The organism is Streptomyces sp. SID12501 (assembly GCF_010550245.1).
GTDB lineage: Bacteria > Actinomycetota > Actinomycetes > Streptomycetales > Streptomycetaceae > Streptomyces.
The window spans coordinates 248071-264733 of the sequence record NZ_JAAGLU010000010.1 but is presented as its reverse complement, the minus strand read 5'-3'; the positions used below and the strand labels follow the sequence as shown (position 1 = coordinate 264733).

18 protein-coding genes and 2 pseudogenes are annotated in these 16663 nt (G+C 71.2%); 11 read left to right on the top strand and 9 right to left on the bottom strand.

Annotation, left to right across the window (positions count from 1 at the left end):
* Nucleotides 1–123: 123 nt before the first annotated feature.
* The 3 genes and pseudogenes from G3I71_RS14780 to G3I71_RS14770 form a co-directional block, all read left to right on the top strand.
* Nucleotides 124–915: pseudogene (locus G3I71_RS14780) on the top strand (MFS transporter); the annotation flags it as partial.
* Nucleotides 916–1044: 129 nt separating this feature from the next.
* Nucleotides 1045–1950: a pseudouridine-5'-phosphate glycosidase gene (locus G3I71_RS14775; RefSeq protein WP_164314852.1), complete on the top strand. Its 906-nt coding sequence runs from the start codon at nucleotides 1045–1047 to the stop codon at nucleotides 1948–1950.
* On the top strand, nucleotides 1947–2858 hold the full coding sequence (locus G3I71_RS14770) for a sugar kinase (protein ID WP_164314810.1): 912 nt from the start codon (nucleotides 1947–1949) through the stop codon (nucleotides 2856–2858). Before G3I71_RS14775 ends, G3I71_RS14770 begins: the two co-directional genes overlap by 4 nt.
* A 41-nt stretch (nucleotides 2859–2899) precedes the next feature.
* Here the strand turns inward: G3I71_RS14770 and G3I71_RS14765 are convergent, their stop codons facing one another.
* The gene (locus G3I71_RS14765) at nucleotides 2900–3694 is read right to left on the bottom strand and encodes a methyltransferase domain-containing protein (protein WP_164314808.1); all 795 of its coding nucleotides are present in this window, start codon (nucleotides 3692–3694) and stop codon (nucleotides 2900–2902) included.
* Nucleotides 3695–3903: 209 nt separating this feature from the next.
* Here G3I71_RS14765 and G3I71_RS14760 point away from each other — a divergent pair, with 209 nt between their 5' ends.
* Complete coding sequence (locus tag G3I71_RS14760) at nucleotides 3904–5031, top strand: magnesium and cobalt transport protein CorA (RefSeq protein ID WP_164314806.1); 1128 nt, start codon at nucleotides 3904–3906, stop codon at nucleotides 5029–5031.
* A gap of 54 nt (nucleotides 5032–5085) precedes the next feature.
* On the opposite strand, the gene G3I71_RS14755 is transcribed toward G3I71_RS14760, so the two are convergent.
* Together G3I71_RS14755 and G3I71_RS14750 are read right to left on the bottom strand one after the other, a co-directional pair.
* Nucleotides 5086–5514, bottom strand: coding sequence for a CBS domain-containing protein (locus G3I71_RS14755; RefSeq protein WP_164314804.1), 429 nt, complete (start codon nucleotides 5512–5514; stop codon nucleotides 5086–5088).
* Between the two features lie 134 nt (nucleotides 5515–5648).
* Complete coding sequence (locus tag G3I71_RS14750) at nucleotides 5649–6290, bottom strand: uridine kinase (protein WP_203730255.1); 642 nt, start codon at nucleotides 6288–6290, stop codon at nucleotides 5649–5651.
* 77 nt (nucleotides 6291–6367) lie between these two features.
* Here G3I71_RS14750 and G3I71_RS14745 point away from each other — a divergent pair, with 77 nt between their 5' ends.
* From G3I71_RS14745 to G3I71_RS14735, 3 genes and pseudogenes are all read left to right on the top strand, one after another.
* Nucleotides 6368–7066, top strand: a complete 699-nt coding sequence (locus tag G3I71_RS14745) for a DUF2293 domain-containing protein (protein WP_164314800.1) — start codon at nucleotides 6368–6370, stop codon at nucleotides 7064–7066.
* Nucleotides 7067–7383: 317 nt separating this feature from the next.
* A pseudogene (locus tag G3I71_RS14740) lies at nucleotides 7384–7797 on the top strand (DUF1772 domain-containing protein); the annotation flags it as partial.
* Nucleotides 7798–7926: 129 nt separating this feature from the next.
* Nucleotides 7927–9414, top strand: coding sequence for a glutamate synthase subunit beta (locus G3I71_RS14735; RefSeq protein WP_164314798.1), 1488 nt, complete (start codon nucleotides 7927–7929; stop codon nucleotides 9412–9414).
* A 44-nt stretch (nucleotides 9415–9458) separates the two neighbouring features.
* Here G3I71_RS14735 and G3I71_RS14730 read toward each other — a convergent pair whose 3' ends face one another.
* The gene (locus tag G3I71_RS14730) at nucleotides 9459–9965 is read right to left on the bottom strand and encodes a carboxymuconolactone decarboxylase family protein (RefSeq protein ID WP_239149149.1); all 507 of its coding nucleotides are present in this window, start codon (nucleotides 9963–9965) and stop codon (nucleotides 9459–9461) included.
* A 47-nt stretch (nucleotides 9966–10012) separates the two neighbouring features.
* Here G3I71_RS14730 and G3I71_RS14725 point away from each other — a divergent pair, with 47 nt between their 5' ends.
* Together G3I71_RS14725 and G3I71_RS52270 are read left to right on the top strand one after the other, a co-directional pair.
* Nucleotides 10013–11488 (top strand): PLP-dependent aminotransferase family protein, encoded by a 1476-nt coding sequence (locus tag G3I71_RS14725; RefSeq protein ID WP_164314793.1) that lies wholly within the window; start codon nucleotides 10013–10015, stop codon nucleotides 11486–11488.
* A gap of 155 nt (nucleotides 11489–11643) precedes the next feature.
* Complete coding sequence (locus G3I71_RS52270; protein ID WP_275409202.1) at nucleotides 11644–11775, top strand: hypothetical protein; 132 nt, start codon at nucleotides 11644–11646, stop codon at nucleotides 11773–11775.
* A gap of 21 nt (nucleotides 11776–11796) precedes the next feature.
* Here the strand turns inward: G3I71_RS52270 and G3I71_RS14715 are convergent, their stop codons facing one another.
* From G3I71_RS14715 to G3I71_RS14705, 3 genes are all read right to left on the bottom strand, one after another.
* Nucleotides 11797–12600, bottom strand: coding sequence for an SAM-dependent methyltransferase (locus tag G3I71_RS14715; RefSeq protein ID WP_164314791.1), 804 nt, complete (start codon nucleotides 12598–12600; stop codon nucleotides 11797–11799).
* A 127-nt stretch (nucleotides 12601–12727) separates the two neighbouring features.
* On the bottom strand, nucleotides 12728–12943 hold the full coding sequence (locus tag G3I71_RS14710) for a DUF397 domain-containing protein (protein WP_055525969.1): 216 nt from the start codon (nucleotides 12941–12943) through the stop codon (nucleotides 12728–12730).
* A 110-nt stretch (nucleotides 12944–13053) separates the two neighbouring features.
* Nucleotides 13054–13914, bottom strand: a complete 861-nt coding sequence (locus G3I71_RS14705) for a helix-turn-helix transcriptional regulator (RefSeq protein WP_164314789.1) — start codon at nucleotides 13912–13914, stop codon at nucleotides 13054–13056.
* Between the two features lie 223 nt (nucleotides 13915–14137).
* Between G3I71_RS14705 and G3I71_RS14700 the strand changes: the two genes are divergently transcribed.
* Both G3I71_RS14700 and G3I71_RS14695 read left to right on the top strand, forming a co-directional pair.
* On the top strand, nucleotides 14138–14821 hold the full coding sequence (locus G3I71_RS14700) for an ATP-binding protein (RefSeq protein WP_164314787.1): 684 nt from the start codon (nucleotides 14138–14140) through the stop codon (nucleotides 14819–14821).
* Entirely contained in the window at nucleotides 14812–15264 is a 453-nt protein-coding gene (locus G3I71_RS14695; RefSeq protein WP_164314785.1) for a hypothetical protein, read from the top strand. Before G3I71_RS14700 ends, G3I71_RS14695 begins: the two co-directional genes overlap by 10 nt.
* Before the next feature lie 328 nt (nucleotides 15265–15592).
* Here G3I71_RS14695 and G3I71_RS50325 read toward each other — a convergent pair whose 3' ends face one another.
* Nucleotides 15593–15766, bottom strand: a complete 174-nt coding sequence (locus tag G3I71_RS50325) for a hypothetical protein (RefSeq protein ID WP_343240179.1) — start codon at nucleotides 15764–15766, stop codon at nucleotides 15593–15595.
* Nucleotides 15767–15931: 165 nt separating this feature from the next.
* The gene (locus G3I71_RS14690) at nucleotides 15932–16585 is read right to left on the bottom strand and encodes a DUF899 domain-containing protein (protein ID WP_164314783.1); all 654 of its coding nucleotides are present in this window, start codon (nucleotides 16583–16585) and stop codon (nucleotides 15932–15934) included.
* Nucleotides 16586–16663: the final 78 nt, after the last annotated feature.

The window sequence follows — 16663 nt, the reverse complement described above, 5'->3', positions numbered from 1 at the left end:
GCGGTCTCGCCGTCCGCTACGACAAAAAGCCTGAAAGCTACCAGGCCGGACTCGAATTATGTGCCGGCCTCCTCTGGATCCGACACCTCGGATCACAGCCTTGATCACAACTCCACACAGGCCCTAGGGCCGAACATCGCCGCACCCGCGGGGCGCAGTGTGTCCGGACTCGGGATACCCGTGGTGGCGGGCCCCTTCCTCTGGGCGGCCGGGATCTTCCTGGTCGCGGCGGTGACGGTGGCCGTTCTGTTGCGCCCCGATCCTCTGCTCACGGCCCGCGCACTCGCCCCGGTGGAGGAGCGGTCGGCCGGGGGCCGGTCCCTGCGGGCGGGTCTTGCCGCCGTCGCGGCCTCGCCGCGTGCCCGGCTCGCGCTCGTGACGGTGGCCGTGTGCCACACGGCCATGGTCTCGGTCATGTCGATGACCCCGGTCGCGCTCGGCCACCACGGCGCGAGCATCGATCTGATCGGGCTGGTCATCAGTGGCCACATCGCGGGCATGTACGCGTTCTCGCCGCTCATGGGGCGCCTGTCCGACGGGGTCGGGCGGCTGTCCGGCATCGGTCTCGCCGTTGGCCTGCTGGCCTGCTCGGCGTTCCTCGCGGGCACAGCCGACGGCAGTCACGGCCGTACCGCGGTGGGGCTCTTCGTCCTGGGGCTGGGCTGGTCGGCCGGGCTGGTCTCCGGATCCGCCCTGCTCACGGACTCCGTGCCCGAGGCCGCGCGCGCTGCCGCGCAGGGGCTGTCCGACCTCACCATGAACACCTCGGCGGGCCTCGGCGGGGCGGCAGCCGGGCTCGTGATGGCCCAGGCGGGCTACGGGTGGCTGAACCTCGCCGCCGCGTGCCTGCTGATACCCGTGGGCGCGCTGGCCTTGTTCACGTTGAAGGCGTTGCCGCCAAGGTCCCGGAAGTAGGAACTGCGCCTCCCCACCCCTCGGGCACGATGGGAGGCTGGTGGCGTCTGCCACAGGCCGCAGGGGTTTGACCGGGCACGCTGCCCGCCAAAGATCAGGGAAGACCGAACGACAGGAAGCAGGCACGTGATGCTGGTGGTGTCCGAAGAAGTGCGGGAAGCGGTCGACGCGCGTCGACCCGTGGTGGCCCTGGAGTCCACGATCATCGCGCACGGGCTGCCGCGCCCCCGCAATCTGCAGGTGGCGCTGGAACTCGAGGACGTCGTACGCCAGGAAGGCGCCGTCCCCGCCACGATCGCCGTGCTGGACGGGCGCCCCCATGTCGGCCTGGACAAGGAGCAGTTGGAACGGGTCGCGAACGAGGACGGGATCCGCAAGCTGGGCCACCGCGATCTGCCGCTCGCGGTGGCCACCGGGGCGAGCGGGGCGACCACGGTGTCGGCGACCGCGCTGCTGGCCGCCCGCGCGGGCGTACGGGTGTTCGCCACGGGTGGGCTCGGCGGGGTGCACCGGGAGTGGACGGTGACCCAGGACGAGTCCGCCGATCTGGGCCTGCTGGCGCGCACCAGGATCACGGTCGTCTGCGCGGGCGTGAAGTCGATCCTGGATGTGCCGGCCACCCTGCAGCGTCTGGAGACCCTCGGGGTCGCCGTGGCGGGTTTCGGCACCGGCAACTTTCCCGGCTTCTACCTTTCCGACTCCGGGCATCCGGTGGACTGGACGCTGCACACGCCGGATCAGGTCGCGGACGTGATGCGGGCCCAGGACGCGCTCGATTCCCCCGAGTCGGCGTTCATCGTCGCCAATCCGGTGCCCGAGCAGCAGCAACTGGATCCCGGGCTCCACGCGCGCGTGCTCGCCGACGCGCTGCACGCGTGCGAGGAGCAGGGCGTGAGCGGGCAGGCGGTGACACCGTTCCTGCTCGACTACCTGGTGCGGCACACCGACGGTGCCTCGCTGAGCGCCAACCTGGCAGCGGTCCGCGGCAACGTACGGCTCGCGGGGCGGATCGCGGCGGCCTGGGCCGGGGCGTGACGGAGCCGGGCGGGGCGCTGCTCGTCGTCGGGGACGTCATCACGGACATCGTCGCCCGGCACCGGGGTCCGCTCGCGCCGGGGACCGACACCACCGCCGCGATCCGGACCCTGCCGGGCGGTGCGGGCGCCAATGTGGCCTGCTGGGCAGCCCATTGGGGCCGCGCGGAGGTACGGCTGCTCGGACGGGTGGGCGCGGACTCGGCGGAGTGGCACGAGCGCGAGCTGACCGCCTGCGGGGTACGGCCACGCCTCGTCGTCGATCCCGAGGCGCCGACCGGGACGGTGATCTGCCTGGTGGACGCGGACGCGGCAGCCGAGCGCACGTTGGTGACCCAGAGCGGCGCCTCGCTGCGGCTGGACCCCGACGACTGGTCGGACGTACTGCTCGACGGTGTCGCACGGCTGCATCTCTCGGGCTATCTGCTGTTCTCGGCGCCGAGCCGGGCGTTCGTGGCGGTGGCGCTGGAGTCGGCACGCGCGCGTGGCGTACCGGTGAGCCTGGATCCGGCGTCCGCGGGGTTCCTCGTCGAACTGGGTGTCGACCGCTTCCTGGATCTCGTGTCCGGAGTGGATGTCCTGCTGCCGAGCCGTGACGAGGCCTGTCTGCTCACCGGGTTGCCCAATCCGGCGGACGCGGCGGCCGAACTGAGCCGCCACGTCCCGCTGGTGGTCGCGAAGCAGGGTGCCGAAGGCGCGCTGGTGGCCCGCTCGGGGAGCCTCGCCGCTCGTGTCCCGGCCGTGCCCGCGACACCCCGGGACACGACGGGCGCCGGCGACGCCTTCACCGGCGCGTTCCTCGCCGCCCTGCTGACGGGCGCCGCACCCGAGGACGCGGCGGCGGAGGGATGCCGGGCGGGCGCGCGTGCGGTGGAGCGAGTGGGCGGGAGGCCTCCGGTTCTCGGTTGAGGGGGACGGTGAGCAGTGCCCCCGACTGCCGTCGCCGTCGGCTAACCCTTGCGCCCCCAGGCCGAGATCATCGGCGCCGTCGCCAGGTCCATCCCGCCCGCGGCGACGTTGGCCAGATGGTGGTCGATCTCCTGGTCCGTGGCGTGGCCCCCGGCTACGAGCGGCTCCCGGATCTGACGGATCGTCGCCGACTCCAGCGCGGCGCAGGCGGGCGAGGTGACGGGGAAGTAGGCGTCGGCCTGTACGTTGCGCAGGCCCGCCTCGCGCAGCAGCCGCGGGAGTCTGCGGCCGTACGCCAGGTCGGCGCCGCTGTCCGCGAGGAGTTGGCGGAAGCTGTGGCGCAGCCGGTTGGCGAGCTGCTGCTCGGGGCCGTGCTCGTCGGGGCAGAGCAGGGGTTGCAGAGCGGGATCGGCGTCCTCGACCAGGAGCCGTCCGCCGGGACGCAGCGACTTGATCATCGAGCGCAACGCCCTTTCCCGGTCCGGCACATGGACGAGGACGAGCCGGGCGTGCACCAGGTCGAACCCCTCCCCCGGCGGCTCGTCGACGCCGACGTCGTGGACGCGCACCTCTACCGGCGGGCGGGCTGCCGGGGCCACCCACGAGGTGTCGAGGTCGGTCGCGACGACCTTCCCGGTCGGGCCCACCTTCTTGGCCAGCCAGGAGACCACCGAGGTGCCGCCGACACCGACCTCCCAGCAGCGCCAGCCGGGTCCCACGCCGAACCCTTCGAGGTGCCGGAAGGTCGTGGGATCGAAGAGGGCGGCGAAGGCGTCGAAGCGTTGTCCCGCCTCGGTCTGCCGGTTGTCGAGAAGATACCCGTCGGTTCGCGTCATGCCGAGATCATCCCAGTCGTCCGCTTTGTTCGGCCGGGTCGACGCTCCCGTACGACGAGATGTCCGACGATCGCGCCGACCGACGAAACCGAAGCGGAACCTTCCGTTCCCACAGGCTCCTCCGGAGTTCGCGAGGGGCTGGCACACTGGCGAACCGGACGCATGGTGCGGACAGTGCGGCACGAGGAGATCCACGCGAGGGGGTCCAGATGTCCATGGCAGGGAATCTGCGGCAGGTCACCGGCCTCAGCAGGGTCGGCGGCCTCCGCAAGGTGGCACGGCTGGCACGGCGGAGCCCGCACGTAGACCTGAGTCACCACGCCCGGTCCCCGCTGGGCTCCGCGGTCGTGAACTGCGTGGCCTACGAGGACGGCGTCCGGATCCCGGCCGGCCGGGACCTGGTCGATGCCGTGCGACGGGTACGCAAGAGCGACGAGGGCTTCGTCTGGCTCGGTCTCCACGAGCCGACGGACCAGGAGTTCGCGGGCATCGCCCAGCTCTTCGACCTGCACCCGCTCGCGGTCGAGGACGCGGTCGACGCCCACCAGCGCCCGAAACTGGAGCGGTACGGCGAAACCCTGTTCGCGGTGTTCAAGACGGTCTGCTATGTCGAGCACACCGAACTGACGGCGACCAGCGAGGTGGTGAACACCGGCGAGATCATGGTCTTCGTCGGCCGGGAGTTCGTGATCACCGTACGACATGGACGGCACGGCTCACTGGGCCCGCTGCGCGAGGGTCTGGAAGCCGACCCCCAGCAGCTCGCCAAGGGCCCGGCGGCCGTGCTGCACGCGATCGCGGACCATGTGGTCGACGACTACCTGCAGGTCACGGACGCGGTGCAGGCAGACATCGACCAGGTCGAGACGGATGTGTTCGCGACGAACGGCGCGCGGGCCGACCCGGGCCGGATCTACCAGCTCAAGCGTGAACTCCTGGAACTGAAGCGGGCCGTGGCTCCACTGCACCGGCCGCTGCAGGAACTGGCGACGCGGCCGATACGGGTGATCGACCCGGAGATACAGGCCTACTTCAGGGACGTCTCCGACCATCAGATCCGGGCCACGGAGCAGATCGCGGCGTTCGACGAGCTGCTCAACTCGATTCTTCAGGCCCACCTCGCGCAGGTCACGGTCGCGCAGAACGAGGACATGCGCAGGATCACGGCGTGGGCGGCGGTGATCGCCGTACCGACGATGGTGTGCGGGGTCTACGGCATGAACTTCGATCACATGCCGGAGCTGCGTTGGCAGTTCGGCTATCCGCTGGTCATCGGCCTGATATCCGTCGTCTGTCTGACGCTGTACCGGAGCTTCCGGCGCAACGGCTGGCTCTGACACGGCCGACCGGACACACACCCTCACCACGAGGGTGTGTGACGGGGCGGCGGGTCAGCGCATCGTGGTCCTGGCGTAGACGCTCTCGGCCCAGGACGCGATCTGGTCGTCCGTGAGGTGCTGGGCCAGATCGGCCTCGCTGATCATGCCGACCAGGCGCTTGTTCTCGATCACCGGGAGCCGACGGATCTGGTGGTCCTTCATCTCTTCGAGCACTTCGCTGACATCGGCGCTCGCGTCGATCCAGCGCGGGGTGCCCTGTGCCATCTCTCCCGCGGTGACCTTTGCCGGATCGTGGCCCATGGCCACACACCCGACGACGATGTCGCGGTCCGTGAGGATGCCGCAGAGGCGTTCGTTCTCGTCGCTGATGGGCAGGGCGCCCACGTTGAGCTCGCGCATCAACTGGGCGGCCCGGTCGAGGGTCTCGTGGGCGGGGATCCACTGGGCGCCGCGGTGCATGATGTCTCCGGCGGTGGTCATGAAGTACCTCCCGGTGCCGGCGGCCGGCGCGGCGCGGAGGGCACCGCTAGTCCCGGCGCCCTACATTCTTGCCGCGCTCCCGGGGATGCGCACCCGGAAGTCAGCGGTTTTCGGGCGCGGCGGCCGAAGCCGGGTCAGCCGTTCCACGCCGGGTGACGCGGGTCGTCCGCGCGTATCAGGACGTCGGCCGTGGTGGCGGGGTCCGTCTCGCTCTCGTAGCGCTCGAAGGCGGGGAGCGTCCAGTGCTCGGCCTCGGGGGTACGGCGGCGCAGGGCCGCCGGGGAGAGGAGGACGTGGACGGCTCTGTCGAACGGGAACCAGTGGCGCAGCAGGAAGGGGCCGTGCAGCAACAGGATTCCGCCGGGCGGGAGCTGGACGTAGGGACTGCGGGTGGAGCGGTCGGTGAGCGGGTCGCGGAGGTCGGGAAGGACTCGGCCGGTGCCGCCCGGTTCGAGGGGGCCGAAGACCTCGCGCCAGAGGGCGCCGGTGTCGAACCAGCCGTTGTAGTAGGCCTCCACGTCCTCGTGGCCGTACTCCAGCCGGAGAGAGGCGGGGCGCAGGAAGCCGGCGGTGTCGACGGCGAGTGAGGGCCGGCCGCGTAGGCGCAGCGCCTCGGCCACACGTTCGGCGAGGTCTCCTGGGCGGGCGGCCGGGGCCCCGTCGAAAGCGATGCGTGGCCAGGGGCTGCCGTCGTCCGGCTTCAGGTCGAGCACACGTTCGGCGAGAAGGTCGCCGAGCCGGTCCCAGGTGATCGGTTCCAGTCGCACACGGCCCATGATGCCGGGTGACCGCCGGTGGCGAGCAGGTGAGGTCCGTCCGGGGATTCCTGGTCGCCGATGGGAATCACACACCTGTGGAAGACCGTGCGACTCCCCCGCTCCAGACCGGACTTCTCGTCGTGCAGCCGCTCAGGCGGCGCCACTGTGCCGAGTGCCGACGGGGGCCGTTGGCACTGCTCGTGCTGGAGGAGGGGGCGCCTCGGTGTCTCGACTGCGCCGATCTCGGGCATCTGGTGTTCCTGCCCAGGGGCGACACCGCGTTGACGCGCAGGTCGCGGGAGGAGAGCGGGCTGTCGGCGGTGGTCGTGCGATTCAACCGGCGACAGGGACGGTACGAGCGGCAGGGCGTTCTGGTCGAGGAGGCGGGGCTCACCCGGGCCGAGGAGCGGTGTCTGGCGGACGCCGAGGCACGGCGGCGGCGTCGGTCGCGGGACGGATACAGGCGGGCCGCAGAGGATCTGCGGTTCACGGAGGCGTTCTCGCGGGAGATCCACCGGCTGTTTCCCGGGTGCCCGAGGGATCGGGCGGAGGCGATCGCCGCGCACGCCTCGGTGCGTGGCAGTGGGCGTGTGGCGCGGAGTGCGGCGGGGCGGGCGTTGTCCGAGGGGGCGGTGATCTCGGCGGTCGTGGCGGCCGTACGGCATGTGGACACGTCGTACGACCAGTTGCTGATGAGCGGGGTCGCGCGGCGCGAGGCTCGGCGGCGGATCGCCGGTGACGTCGAGGCGAGGCTCAGGGAATGGGGGACGGTGCTGGGACCGAGTCGGAATTAGCTCGTTCGTGTGATCGTCCGCTTGCTGGCTTGCGGTGCCCTGGGCCGTTCGGGCTAACGTGGTCGTGCGACCTGGGACACCGGGTACGGCGTCAGCGTGCGGGGCCCCTGCTCCACCAGAGGATGGTTCAGGGCCTCCCCGTCGCCTCTGGCCGTACCCACCTGGCCAGGTCGCGCAGGGAACTGGCCTCCCGGGCCCGGACCACGCACAGGATGCGTGTCGCCGCCCGGGGTCGAGTACGCCGGGGACCAGCTCGCCCAAGACCGTTCGGGGCGCGCGGCTGAACGGGGCTCACTCCCGATCAGTCCACAGGAACGGTCTTCTGCGGGTTCTCGACGTTCGTGATGAGGGGGCTCGCGGCGCTGCCGCCCGCGCAGGGTGTCGCCGCGATGCGGGCGATCAACGTCACCGCGGTGAATCCGCCCTTCATGCTCGTGTTCCTCGGGTCGGCCGCCGTGTGTCTGGTGACCGTCGTGGTCACGTTCGTGGTGTGGCCGGACGAAGGTGCGGTGGAGCTGCTGGTGGGCAGCGCGCTGTATCTGTTCGGCTCGTTCGGGCTCACCATGGGCGCGAACGTGCCGCGCAACAACGCGCTGGCGGAGCTGGAGCCGGGGACGGCGGAGGCCGCCGCGTACTGGCCCGTGTACGTACGCGAGTGGACCCTGTGGAACCACATACGCACGGTCGCCTCGGGGGCTGCCTCGGTGCTGTACGTCCTGGCCGTCGCCTGAGCCGCCGGCCGGGCCGCCGTCCCGCTCGGCGTGCCTGGTCGATGAGTCGTATCGTGGCCGAAGGAGAGTGCCGCCCGATGACGCACGGCCCCGTCATGCGTACGCAGGGAAGACGGCGAGGACACGGTCATGGGCGATCCCAAGGGTTTTCTCACCACAGCACGCCAGAACTGGCCGCGCAGGCCCGTCGAGGAGCGGGTCCGTGACTGGGACGAGGTGTACGTCCCGGGGGCGCTGCTCCCCATTGTCGGCAAGCAGGCCGGTCGCTGCATGGACTGTGGTGTCCCGTTCTGCCACGAGGCCTGTCCACTGGGAAACCTGATCCCCGAGTGGAACGACCTGGTCTCCCGGGAGGACTGGCGCGCGGCGAGCGACCGGCTGCACGCCACGAACAACTTCCCCGAGTTCACCGGGAGGTTGTGCCCGGCTCCGTGCGAGGCGGGTTGTGTGCTGGCCATCAACCAGCCCGCGGTGACCATCAAGAACGTCGAGGTGGCCATCGCCGACCGGGCCTGGTCCGAAGGCTTCGCACCGCCGAGACCGCCGGACCGGCTGTCGGGGCGTACGGTCGCGGTGATCGGGTCGGGGCCCACCGGGCTGGCCGCCGCCCAGCAGCTGACCCGGGCCGGACACACCGTCGCCGTGTACGAGAAGGACGACCGGCCCGGCGGGCTCATGCGGTACGGCATCCCCGGATTCAAGATGGAGAAGCACCACCTTGAGCGGCGCATCGAGCAGATGCGGGCCGAGGGAACCAAGTTCCGTACGTCGACAGCCGTCGGGCGTGATGTCGGGGCCGCCGAGCTGCGGTCGCGTTACGACGCCGTGGTGCTGGCCACAGGGGCCACGGCGTGGCGTGATCTGCCGCTTCCCGGGCGGGAGTTGGCCGGCGTTCATCAGGCGATGGAGTATCTGCCGCTGGCCAACCGGGTGTGCCAGGGGGATCTGGAGGCGTCCCCGATGTCCGCCGCCGGGAAGCACGTCGTCATCGTCGGCGGCGGTGACACGGGGGCCGACTGTCTGGGCACCGCGGTGCGTGAAGGGGCCGCCTCCATCACCCAGTTGGACATCTACGCCCAGCCCGGCGCGGAGCGCGACGAGGACGCCGACCCGTGGCCGACGTACCCGAGGATCTACCGGCTGTCGGCCGCGCACGAGGAGGCCCGCGACCTGGAGTCGGCGCCCGCCGCCGACGCCGACGCGCGGCTGTTCGCGGCGTCCACGCTCCACTTCTCGGGTGACGCGGACGGGCACGTACGGGCACTGCACCTCGTCGAGGTGGACGCGGGGCGCCGGCCGCTGCCCGGATCCGGGCGGACGCTCCCCGCCGACCTCGTGCTGCTCGCCCTCGGCTTCTCCGGGCCCGGCCGGGAGGACGGTCTGATCGACCAGCTCGGGCTCGCCCTGGACCCGCGTGGCACGATCGCCCGCGACGCGGACTTCGCGACGAACGTGCCGGGGGTGTACGCGGCGGGGGACGCGGCGCGCGGGCAGTCGCTGATCGTGTGGGCGATAGCGGAGGGGCGGGCGGTCGCGGCGGCCGTGGACCGTCGGCTGATGGGCGCCACGCAGTTGCCGGCGCCCATAGGGCCGTACGACCGCCCGATGACCGTGTAACTGTCCCAGCGCCCCGCCCCCGCCTCGTCCGTCCCGAGCGCGGGTCAGCGCTCGTCCGTACCAGCCACCTTTCGGGTCGCCAGGGCCACCCGGTTCCAGGTGTTGATCGCGAGGATCAGAGACAGGACCTGGGCCAGCTCCCGGTCGTCGAAGTGGGCCGCGGCCTCGGTGTAGACGTCGTCCGGGACGCCGGCGTCGGCCACCAGGGTGACCGCCTCCGTGAGGGCCAGCGCCGCCTGTTCCCTCGGGGTGTAGAAGTGGCGGGCCTCGCGCCACACCGCGACCAGGTGCAGCCGGTCCTCGCTCTCGCCCGCCTTGCGCGCGTCGTTGGTGTGCATGTGGAGGCAGTACGCGCAGTGGTTGAGGTGCGAGGCGCGGATCTGGATCAGTTCGACCAGCGCCGGGTCGAGGCCCTCGCGGGCCGCCGCGTCGAAGCCGATGAGGGCGCGGAAGACCTTGGGGGCCGTCTTCCCGAAGTTCAGGCGGGGGGTTTCGGCGGCCCCCGCGAGGTGGGCGGTCGTGGGGTTCGCGGCGTTCGTGTTCGTCGTCATGACCATGAATCTACGGGCCGGAAAGACCGGCTGTAGGGTTCATTTCCATGGCAGAAACATGGGTCAATTCCGCCGAGCGCGTCGGCGCCGACCTGCATCTGGAACTGGAGCCGACGGGACCGGGCGGGCGGCGGGCCGCGCTGATCCGTGCCCTGCGGGACGCCGTCCGCAGCGGCCGGCTCGCGCCCGGCACTCTGCTGCCTCCGTACCGTTCCCTCGCCGCCGACCTCGGTGTGGCCCGCAACACGGTGGCCGACGCGTACGCCGAACTCGTCGCCGAGGGCTGGCTGACCGCCCGCCAGGGCTCGGGCACCCGGGTGGCAGAGCGCGCCGAACCCCTCAGGGCGGCGTCCCGTGTCGCCGTAAAGGCACCTCCACGCGCGCGTGGGCCCCGACACGACCTGCGCCAGGGCAAGCCGGACGCGTCGGGGTTCCCGCGTTCCGCCTGGCTGGCCTCGTACCGGCGGGCGGTCCAACAGGCGCCGAACGAGGCGTTCGGGCCCGGCGATCCGGCCGGACGGGCCGAACTGCGGGAGGCGCTCGCGGAGTACCTGGCACGCGCGCGTGGCGTACGTACCGAGCCCGCACGCATCGTCATCTGCTCGGGCTTCGCACACGCCCTGCGGCTGCTCTTCGGCGGCACGAGCGGCAGCGGGGGCGCCGACGCCGTACTGCGCGGGCCGTTGGCCGTGGAGGCGTACGGACTCGGCTTCCACCGGGAGCTGTTGGCCGCGGCCGGGGTACGGACCGTGCCGCTGCCCCTCGACGAGGACGGCGCACGGGTCGGTCTGCTCGACCGGGAGCGGGCCGTACTGCTCACGCCCGCGCACCAGTTCCCGACCGGCGGCCCGCTGCACCCCGAGCGCCGTGCGGCAGTGATCGACTGGGCACGCGCGCGTGGCGGGCTGATCCTGGAGGACGACTACGACGGGGAGTTCCGCTACGACCGCCGGCCCGTCGGCGCCGTACAGGGGCTGGACCCGGAGCGGGTGATCCACCTCGGCTCGGTCAGCAAGAGCCTGTCCCCCGCGCTGCGGCTGGGCTGGATGGTCCTACCGGAGCGGTACGTGGAGCCGGTGCTCGCGCTGAAGGGTGAGCGGGAGGCGTGGACGAGCGCGCTCGATCAGCTGGCGCTCGCCGACTTCCTCGGGTCGGGGTCGTACGACCGTCATGTGCGGCGGATGCGGCAGCGGTACCGGCGCCGCCGTGACCGGCTCGTCGCCGCCCTCGCCACGCACGCGCCGCATGTCGAGGTCACCGGAGTCGCGGCCGGCCTGCACGCGGTGCTGCGGCTGCCGCCCGGGACGGAGCGGTCGGCGGTGAAGGCGGCGGCCTGGCGGGGAATCGCCCTCGACGGGCTCGCGGAGTTCCGGCATCCCGAGTTTCACGCGTCGGGAACGGCACCGCCCGAAGGACAGGGTTCGATCACGCTCGACGGGCTCGTCGTGGGGTACGCGGCACCCTCCGAGCATGCCTACGGTGCGGCACTGGAGGCGCTCTGCCAGGCACTTCCCCCGGGATGAGGGAGCCCGGACGACGCGAACGGCCGGCGCGCTCGACACCCTGGCCGTGTCGCACGGGGACGACGAGGCGACGATGAGGGGACACCGGCGCCGGCGGGGACCCGCACGGTCAAGGGTGTCCACCGCTCCCAGCCCTCGGACTCCCAGGGGCGGCTGTGGCGCGGGGCCGTGCCCTCGCCTGCCGGCTCCGGGCGTCGACGGGCCTCGGCATCACCACCGTCATAGATCCGCGCGCCGGGGACCTGAGCGCGGCCCAGGTCGCCGAGCCGGGAATCCCCGGGCCGTGACCGCCGCCCCGTGCGTCCGCGTCAGGACGTGCGGCCCACCGCGCCGTACCCCGGAATCACGGCGTCCTCCTGGCCCGGGATCGGCTCGCCCAGCTCCGGATGCCACCTGTCGACCACCTCGACGCCGGGCTCGACCAGGTCGAGGCCGTCGAAGAAGCGGGCGAACTCGGTGCGGGAGCGCAGGGCGAGGGTGACACCCGCCGCCTTGAGCTTCGCCGTCGCGGCAGCCGACTCCGCCGGGGAGAAGTCGGCGGTCGCGTGGGTCATCATCAGGTAGCTGCCGGCGGGCAGGGCGGCCAGCAGGCGGCCGACCAGGTCGTGCGCGCCGTCCTCGTCGGAGATGAAGTGCAGCAGGGCGACGAGCGAGAGCGCGACGGGCCGGTCGAAGTCCAGGACCTTCTTCGCGCCCTCGATGATGGCGTCCGGGTCGCGCACGTCGGCCTGGAGGTACTCGGTGACGCCCTCCTCCGTACCGCGCAGCAGGGCCGCCGCGTGGGCCAGCACGATGGGGTCGTTGTCGCAGTAGACGACCCGCGCGTCGGGCGCGATCTCCTGGGCGATCTGGTGGAGGTTCGGCTCGGTCGGGATACCGGTGCCGACGTCCAGGAACTGGCGCACGCCGTGCCCGGCCAGCCAGCGCGTGGCGCGATGCATGAAGGCGCGGTTGACCTTCGCCATCACCGGGACGCGCGAGTCGAGGGCGAGCATCTGCCGGCCCATCGCCTCGTCGACCGGGTAGTTGTCCTTGCCGCCCAGATACCAGTCGTACATCCGCGCGGGATGAGGCTTGCTGGTGTCTATCTCGATGGGGTGCTGCCCGGTCATGACGAACTCCGTAAGTCTTTTCGGTGTCTGGCGTGGCAAGTGATCAACTGAGCACCAAATTAACCAAATATGGGGAATCGACTGAACACAACGGAACCGACGCCGCACAAACGGCCGGAACCGGACCTCAGGAGAGCAGGAAGTCGGCCTCCCCCGCCTTGGCGCCCTCGATGAAGGCGAGCATCTCGGCCGTCGTGTAGATCAGCGCCGGACCGTCCGGGTCGGTGGACTGGCGCACGGCGATCCGGCCGTCGGCGAGCTTCATCGCCTCCAGGCAGTTGCCGCCGTTGCCGCCGCTCCAGGGCTTGTGCCAGCCCTCGCTGCCCAGTTCACCGGCGGGCATGCCGTTGTAGATGCGGGCACTCGCCCGCTCGGTGACCCGTTCAGTGGTCAGCTCATTGATTCGCTCGTGGCGTATCCGGGCCTTGGACGTCATGCGATCCATGCAGAGATTCAGAGCTCCTTGCGGAGATCCCGGAGGATCTCCTTCGTGCGATGTGCTGTAGCGGACTGAGCCGCCATGCGGTCCATGACCTCCAGGTGGGTGGCCACCTCGGTGCGCGAATCCAGATAGATGGCGCCGGTCAGGTACTCGCTGTAGACCATGTCCGGGAGTTCCGGCACGGCAAAACGGAACAACACGAACGGCCCGTAGGTGCCCGGGTGCGGCCCCGCGGAGAAGGGGGCGACCTGGAGGGTCACGTTGGGCAGGTCCGTGGCGTCGAGCAGTCTGTCGATCTGCGCACGCATCACCTCCGGGCCACCCACCGGGCGGCGCAGAACGGTCTCGTCCATCACGACCCACAGCCGGGGCGCGCCGTCACGGGTGAGCAGCCCCTGACGTTCCATGCGCAGCGCGACATGGCGCTCGATGTCCTCGGGTCTGGTCTGGCCGATGGCGCCCGATCTCAGGACGCCGAGGGCGTACTCCTCGGTCTGCAGCAGGCCGGGGACGAAGTGGGGCTCGTACTGGCGGATGAGGCTCGCCGCGCCCTCCAGGCTGACGTGCATGGAGAACCAGCCGGGCAGCACGTCGTGGAACCGCTGCCACCACCCGGGCAGATTGGCGTCCTCGGCCAGCTGGACGAACGCCTCGGACTCCTCGTCCGAGACGCCGTACGACTTCAGGAGGAGCTGGAGGTACGGGATCTTGAGCGAGACCTCGGCCATCTCCATACGGCGGACGGTGGCGGGGGCGACCCGGAGGATGCGCGCGGCCTCCTCACGCCGCAGGCCCGCGCGCTCCCGCAGGTCCAGCAGGCGCCGGCCGAGGACGACCTGTCCGACCGTCGGCGCGGACCGCGGTTCGCTCACGCTCCACCTCCATCGAGCACCGGCGTACGCCGGTGAAGATTCCTGACAGCCCGGCGGCGCCACCGGGAATTCGTTCGAAGGTTTATTCGAAAACCTGCCGAAAGTCCCAACTGGCGCCGCTCCGCGTGCTGTTGCGAGCAGTGTGCCACGCCGTTCCACTCCGTCACACCGCACTCTGCATTTTTCAGAGTGACACTTGCCAAGTGTTCACGGCGGGGAGATAGTGGCAAGCGTGATTCCGTCCCCGCCCTTAGGAACAGACGCCGCCGCGGACCGCTCCGGTCCCGGGTCCGCAGCCTCGCTGCGCCCCGGCACGGCGGACGAGCGCCGGTTCCGCTTCGAGCTGGCCGCCCATCCGGGCTCGCCCGCGCAGGCCCGCCGCCTGACGCGTGCCCGGCTCACGGGCTGGTCGGTCTGCGAGGACACCTGCGACACGGCAGCCCTGGTCGTCACCGAGCTGGTCACCAACGCCATCGTGCACACCGCGAGCAGCCACATAGTCTGCGAGCTGCACGACGGCGCCGACCTGGTGCGCATAGCGGTGCGTGACGAGGGCTGTGCGCCCGGCGTGCCTCATCAGTCGCCGCAGCGCCCCGACGACGAGCAGGGGAGGGGGCTGCTCCTCGTCGAGGCCATGTGCAGGGCCTGGGGCGCCCAGGAACACGGCCCCGGCCTGCTGGTCTGGGCCGAGCTCGCCCGGACGGCCGTCGTGGGCGCCGACGCCCACGACGGCACGGCGGCCCGCGGCGACCTCGGCTGGGGCGCGCAGCCGCCCCGCCCCGGCACCGCCGGCGACCCGGAACCGGAACCCGCCGACGACACGCAGGCGCACAACGGACACCACGGGCGCCATCGGTTTCAGGGGCACGCGACGACGGGGACGGGGACAGAGGCCGAATGGGTGTAAGGGGTTCGTCCACCGGGGACCGGGTCGTCACCATGGACACGCTGGTGCGCGTGAAGCGCGGCCTGCACAGTCCGCCCCGCCCGGGAAACTCCCTGCACCTTCCGATACCGGACGGCATGGCCGCCCCTCTGGGCTGCGACGCGGTGGCGGTGCCCGCCCGCTTCGGCCCCCAGATACTGCCCCGGCTACCGCGCGTGGGCTGTGTCTACGCGGACACGGGTCACTGGTGGTGGCTCGTCCCCGCCGACTCCGACTACGCCCTGGAGTGGCCCGCCCCCGCGCACTACTCCACAGGAGCGGTGGTCCTCGGGGCCCCGCGCATCCCGCCCCTCCTGCACCGCCCGCACGACACCCTCCCGTACACCCCGCCGATACCCCTTTATCTCGCCCTGTGCCAGGTGACGGGGACGATTCCGGCCTGGTCGAGGCCGATCAGCGCCTGAACCGTTCCTGTGGACCGAGCGTGTGTGAGCCCGTTCAGCCGCGCGGCCCGAACGGTCTCGGGAGATCCCCCAGAGGGGGTGCCCCCAGTCCCCGGCGTACTCGGTCACGGTGGCGACAGGAAGGCCCTGAACCATCTCTCTGGTGGAGCAGGGGCCCCGCACGCTGACGCCGCGCCCGGTGCCCCAGGTCGCACAATCACGTCAACCCGATCAGCCCAGGACACCACAAGCCCGCAAGAGGACGATCAGACGAACGAGCTGATTCGGCCCCGTACGCACTCGTTGCCGAGCAGCCACCAACCCCTCCGCGAGGGGCCCGGCGACCGCTTCACTCCCCCACGGCTCCGCCCGGGACGACCACGAGGAACGTGTCCGTCGCGAGGTCCATGACGACCTCCGCGGCCAGGCCCTCCAGGCGCCGCGCCTGTGCGAACTCCTCCGCGGGCCAGGAACCACGCGGCCCCCCGGCGGGAAAGCGTTCGAGCACCTTTCGCCCGTTCACCCTGCACCTCCATGTAGCGCTGATCTCATAGAGTTAAACGCTCATCATGGGGAAAGGGCCTCGCCCAGTGACCGTACTGAGACGTAGTTGACACTCGTTCACCGCTGGATGTGAGGATGAGCTCATCCTGTTACATCCCCTACACCCCTTTTGCCACTTTCCGTATCAGTACTCGTACGCGTCGTGATGCCGTACCCGCTCGCCGCCCAAGGGCGTTCCCAGGGGCGCCCCCAGGGGCATGAGGTCCAGGAAACTGGTGGCCGAGCCGAGGCCGTCGAGGCCGCGTCCGTACGCCGAGTAGGTGTGGAAGACCTGGTCACGGTCCCGCAGGAAACAGCTCACGCCGGACCGCTCGACGACCTCCCCCGCACTGGCGGACGTCACCAGGAAGTCGTGGTTGAAGTCGTTGCCGTACGACGAGTACCACGGAACCGTCCATCCCATTCGCGCCTTGAACGGCAGGATCCGTGTGTACGGCGCCCGGGACACGACCGCGAACGAGGCGTCACGTGCCCACAGGTGCGCCAGGTGACCGACGTTGTCGAGGAACTCCGAACAGCCGGGGCAGCCCTCGTCCCACTCGGGGGCGAACATGAAGTGGTGGACGAGGAGCCGGCGGCGGCCCTCGAAGAGGTCGAGCAGGGTCGCCTTGCCGTCGCCGCCCTCGAACACGTACTCAGCGTCGACCTCGACCATGGGCAGCTCGCGCCGCTCGGCGTCCAGTGCGTCACGCGCGCGCGTGACGACCTCCTCCTTGACCAGCAACGCCTCGCGTGCCGCCCGCCACTCGTCGCGCGAAACGATCCGCGGAAGTGTCATCGCCCCTCCATGCCCCGTTGTGGAACGGTCCGTTCTCAGGGGTGGACCGGTGGGGCACGCGAAACTCATCGGCGCCGG

What these genes read in the sequence shown, in the direction of transcription:
- G3I71_RS14775 (WP_164314852.1), top strand. Translation starts at nt 1,045, where the DNA reads ATGCTGGTGGTGTCCGAAGAAGTGCGGGAAGCGGTCGACGCGCGTCGA.
- G3I71_RS14765 (WP_164314808.1), bottom strand. Translation starts at nt 3,694, where the DNA reads ATGACGCGAACCGACGGGTATCTTCTCGACAACCGGCAGACCGAGGCG.
- G3I71_RS14760 (WP_164314806.1), top strand. Translation starts at nt 3,904, where the DNA reads ATGTCCATGGCAGGGAATCTGCGGCAGGTCACCGGCCTCAGCAGGGTC.
- G3I71_RS14755 (WP_164314804.1), bottom strand. Translation starts at nt 5,514, where the DNA reads ATGACCACCGCCGGAGACATCATGCACCGCGGCGCCCAGTGGATCCCC.
- G3I71_RS14750 (WP_203730255.1), bottom strand. Translation starts at nt 6,290, where the DNA reads ATGGGCCGTGTGCGACTGGAACCGATCACCTGGGACCGGCTCGGCGAC.
- G3I71_RS14735 (WP_164314798.1), top strand. Translation starts at nt 7,927, where the DNA reads ATGGGCGATCCCAAGGGTTTTCTCACCACAGCACGCCAGAACTGGCCG.
- G3I71_RS14730 (WP_239149149.1), bottom strand. Translation starts at nt 9,965, where the DNA reads ATGACGACGAACACGAACGCCGCGAACCCCACGACCGCCCACCTCGCG.
- G3I71_RS14725 (WP_164314793.1), top strand. Translation starts at nt 10,013, where the DNA reads ATGGCAGAAACATGGGTCAATTCCGCCGAGCGCGTCGGCGCCGACCTG.
- G3I71_RS14715 (WP_164314791.1), bottom strand. Translation starts at nt 12,600, where the DNA reads ATGACCGGGCAGCACCCCATCGAGATAGACACCAGCAAGCCTCATCCC.
- G3I71_RS14710 (WP_055525969.1), bottom strand. Translation starts at nt 12,943, where the DNA reads ATGCCCGCCGGTGAACTGGGCAGCGAGGGCTGGCACAAGCCCTGGAGC.
- G3I71_RS14695 (WP_164314785.1), top strand. Translation starts at nt 14,812, where the DNA reads ATGGGTGTAAGGGGTTCGTCCACCGGGGACCGGGTCGTCACCATGGAC.
- G3I71_RS14690 (WP_164314783.1), bottom strand. Translation starts at nt 16,585, where the DNA reads ATGACACTTCCGCGGATCGTTTCGCGCGACGAGTGGCGGGCGGCACGC.